Source organism: Gluconobacter sp. P1C6_b (assembly GCF_018811945.1).
In the GTDB taxonomy this organism is placed as follows: domain Bacteria; phylum Pseudomonadota; class Alphaproteobacteria; order Acetobacterales; family Acetobacteraceae; genus Gluconobacter.
The window spans coordinates 1-3,309 of record NZ_JACRVU010000052.1 but is presented as its reverse complement, the minus strand read 5'-3'; the positions used below and the strand labels follow the sequence as shown (position 1 = coordinate 3,309).

At 57.2% G+C, this 3,309-nt stretch carries 6 protein-coding genes; 4 read left to right on the top strand and 2 right to left on the bottom strand.

Annotated features, from left to right (window positions below; genetic code table 11):
• Both KP701_RS15940 and KP701_RS15935 read left to right on the top strand, forming a co-directional pair.
• On the top strand, positions 1 to 373 hold a 373-nt coding region (locus tag KP701_RS15940), incomplete at its 5' end, for a DUF4291 domain-containing protein (RefSeq protein ID WP_215747897.1).
• On the top strand, positions 370 to 657 hold the full coding sequence (locus KP701_RS15935; protein WP_215747896.1) for a DnaB-like helicase N-terminal domain-containing protein: 288 nt from the start codon (positions 370 to 372) through the stop codon (positions 655 to 657). The genes KP701_RS15940 and KP701_RS15935, both read left to right, overlap by 4 nt.
• A gap of 160 nt (positions 658 to 817) precedes the next feature.
• On the opposite strand, the gene KP701_RS15930 is transcribed toward KP701_RS15935, so the two are convergent.
• Complete coding sequence (locus tag KP701_RS15930) at positions 818 to 1,273, bottom strand: helix-turn-helix domain-containing protein (RefSeq protein WP_215747895.1); 456 nt, start codon at positions 1,271 to 1,273, stop codon at positions 818 to 820.
• Positions 1,274 to 1,458: 185 nt separating this feature from the next.
• Entirely contained in the window at positions 1,459 to 2,475 is a 1,017-nt protein-coding gene (mobQ, locus tag KP701_RS15925; RefSeq protein WP_215747894.1) for a MobQ family relaxase, read from the bottom strand.
• Positions 2,476 to 2,639: 164 nt separating this feature from the next.
• On the opposite strand from mobQ, the gene KP701_RS15920 reads away from it, so the two are divergent.
• Positions 2,640 to 2,927 (top strand): mobilization protein, encoded by a 288-nt coding sequence (locus tag KP701_RS15920; protein ID WP_215747893.1) that lies wholly within the window; start codon positions 2,640 to 2,642, stop codon positions 2,925 to 2,927.
• Positions 2,924 to 3,309: DUF4291 domain-containing protein (locus KP701_RS15915; protein ID WP_215747892.1), on the top strand; the 386-nt coding region annotated here is incomplete at its 3' end. The genes KP701_RS15920 and KP701_RS15915, both read left to right, overlap by 4 nt.

The window sequence follows — 3,309 nt, the reverse complement described above, 5'->3', positions numbered from 1 at the left end:
AGCCTCTAAAACGGCTGAGGACGCGGCTGAGGCGTTCGCCGTATCGAAACCCCGCCTAATGACCTACACAGCCCTCTGCGCGGTTATACTGGTCTGTGTCGGGTGGTTAGTGGGTGGGTGGATGATGTACCGCAGTGGGTGGGCCACTGGTGACGCCAACGGATACAGGCGAGCCATAGAAGCCAATGCCGCTGCGTCATGGGCCAACACCAAAAGCGGGGTGATGGCAAAGCGTCTTGATGAGATGGGAAATCTGCAACCGCTGGCAGCTTGTAATCTGCCGGGGTTCAGCATCGAAAAAGGGGAAAAGGGGTCGCGTTGGTGTGTCGTCGCAGGGAAAGACGGCCAGTTTCACGGGTGGGCGATTCCATGAGTGACAGCGAGCCGAATAGGGTGGAGCAGGCCATTTTAGGAGCCTTGCTTGTCGATAATCGCCGCTATCCCGTCATTGAGCAGATCATAACACCGGATCATTTCGCTTCTGGGCCGCACCGGAAACTATACGAGATGATTACACAATGGATCGAAAATGGTCGTCTTGCTGACCCTGTAACACTCTGGCCGGATATAACTTCAACAGGGCTTCTCGATGAATATGGTGGCCCGAAATATATAGCGGAATTGTTAAAGGCGCTTCCCGCAGACACCCCTTCCTGAGCAAAACAGGGGTGCCCGGCAAAAGGCTTTTGCACTGTGAAGAAAACGGCAGAAAACTGCCATTCTGTTGACAGTGCAAAGCCAGAAAAAGGCCAGCCGATCCCGGTTTGCACTGTGATCGGATCTCGTTTTGCACTGTGATCGGTGAGGCGGTGCCCGGTTAGGCTAGGCTTCCACGGTAGCCCGCTTCTCTTTCAGACATTCCAGCCTGTATTCGGGCGAAAATGAGACGGTATTCTTCGGGAGAATGAGGCATCCAACCGGTATTTTTTTTATCTTCATTACCCGTGGGGCAAGGTTTGCACTGTGATCGCGACCAAGGGAAAGCCAGCGTTTCCGTGAGGGCTTTCATGATGAACCGATACCCGTTGCAGCCGTTCATCCAGCGGCGCCCTCTGCGGATACGGTTATGGGAGCGGCGTAGGATGCCGAGCTGCTCGGCCTGCTGGATAGCGTAGGCCACTGACCGGCGGGAACACTTGGCGGCTCTGGCAAGGCTCTCATAGGACGCTGGACGCATGGAGCGGGCGATGATGAGAAGCACATCTTTGGCCGTCCGGCTGATCTGTCCAGCGCGGAAGGTGTTGAGAATGGCGGTCTGAATTGCGGTGGTCACGGTTGGTTATCTCCAACAAGCTGACCATCTAAGGCTTGAAGATGTTCCCCGATGCGGGTTAGGTCTTCAGCGAAAGGCGGTCCACTTGGTGATGCTGGTGGACTTGCTGAAGGCTCGGTGTTTCCCGCACCGGGCCTTCGTCATATCTGGGGGCATGATTGGTCTAAACGCCAAAGAAGGCAACCCTACCGGCCTCGACCTCTCCCCCTGTCCTGCCCTCGCCTCTGGGCGATCTCTTGCAGGCGTTTCCTGTATTCCTCCTGCTCTTTGGCTCTTTCCTGCGCTTTTTGGCGCTCTCTGGCCTCTTTCTCGGCCCGCTCTTTCTGCTCTTTTTCGATGGTGGCCGACCCGACAGATTGTGCCAGGGACGAGAACCAATCGACCACTTCCTTGGCGGCACTGGTCGCCCTGGTGATTGCCTGCTCCGCCGCGTCGATCAGTTTCTTGGCCGCGTCTATGACCGCGTTGCGCTCCGCTGCGGCCGCGTTCTGCTTGGCTTTGAACGTCCGGGGTTTGTAGTTCTGGCCCTGCGCTTTCTGCTCCCGGCGTTCAATGGCCGTGGCTTCCGGCCCAAGGTGAACACCCGGCACCCGGTCGATTCCCTGCGTGGCATAGCTGCGCGGCTCCACGCGGGCTTTCTGGTGGTTCTTTTCCAGTGCCTCGTTGCACTGCATGGCCCACAATTCCCGCAGACTGGACACCTCGGCGGCGGCGGTGCTGGCAACGTCCAGTTGCCGGGTCTTCGCTCCTAGCCCGTCCGGTTCGACAACGCGGGTCGTGGTCAGAATGTGGGCGTGGTGGTTGCGCTGGTCGCCGTCCTTGCCGGGGGCATGGAGCGCGACATCAGCCGCAACCCCGAACCGCTCCACAATGGATTCCGCAAAACCGCGCACCAAGGCTTCACGGGCCGGGGCGTCCAGTTCATGCGGAATGGCCACAACATACTCGCGCGCAACCTTCGCATCTTTGCGGCGCTCGGCGGCTTCGGCAGCGTTCCAGAGTTTGGAACGATCAGCCGCCCATTCGCAACCGGAAGGCACAACCACAAACTTGCCATCTACGCCGGTGCGTTTGGCATAGTCGTGGGTCACGCCGTCCCGGTCATTCGTGAGCGTTTCGCCAGTTCGATAAGCAGCAGCAGCAACGGCACTTCGGCCCGTTGCCCGCGATACTGCTTTCACATCGAAATGACAGATTGCCACGAAAATCTCCTTTGGCGTCTAAACGGGGTGCAGGGGTGGAACCCTCTGCCGCAGCGCATTGCTTGCAATGCTATGATGCGCCCTTATTCTTCCTACGTCAGAAACGGGTTGGCCTCAAGTGGTCTTTGTGATACCTTCAAAATCCAGAGGAGATTTTTCAAGAAATGGCAAAAACTACCGCTGAAATTGTCGCTGAGGAAAAGAAGAAAATCGAGCAGGCAAAGGCTCGTATCCAAGCGGCTATGGCAAAAGACAATGCCAAAGAAAGAAAACTCGACACACGCCGGAAAGTCATTCTGGGTGGGCTTCTGATGGATAACGCCAAAAGAGACCCAAGCTGGAACCGCGCCTTAACTGCCCTGATTAAGAAAGTTTCCCGCGAAAACGATTTGAAGGCTTTTGAGGGTTACGAAATCCCTCCCATGCCTTCCTCTCCGGGTGAAAATCAGTGACCACCGGAGCCGAAAGAGGGCAACAGCTTTTTGCCGATCTGCTGGAAACCATGCAGCGGACAACGGCAACGATGGAGAGACTAGACGCCGAGCAGAAGAACCAGTGCCGCACCATCGAACAGGCCGCCGAGAAAGCCTCTAAAACGGCTGAGGACGCGGCTGAGGCGTTCGCCGTATCGAAACCCCGCCTAATGACCTACACAGCCCTCTGCGCGGTTATACTGGTCTGTGTCGGGTGGTTAGTGGGTGGGTGGATGATGTACCGCAGTGGGTGGGCCACTGGTGACGCCAACGGATACAGGCGAGCCATAGAAGCCAATGCCGCTGCGTCATGGGCCAACACCAAAAGCGGGGTGATGGCAAAGCGTCTTGATGAGATGGG

Bases quoted from the DNA above. Each gene is read 5' to 3' on its own strand.
- KP701_RS15920 (WP_215747893.1), top strand. From the start codon at position 2,640: ATGGCAAAAACTACCGCTGAAATTGTCGCTGAGGAAAAGAAGAAAATC.
- KP701_RS15935 (WP_215747896.1), top strand. From the start codon at position 370: ATGAGTGACAGCGAGCCGAATAGGGTGGAGCAGGCCATTTTAGGAGCC.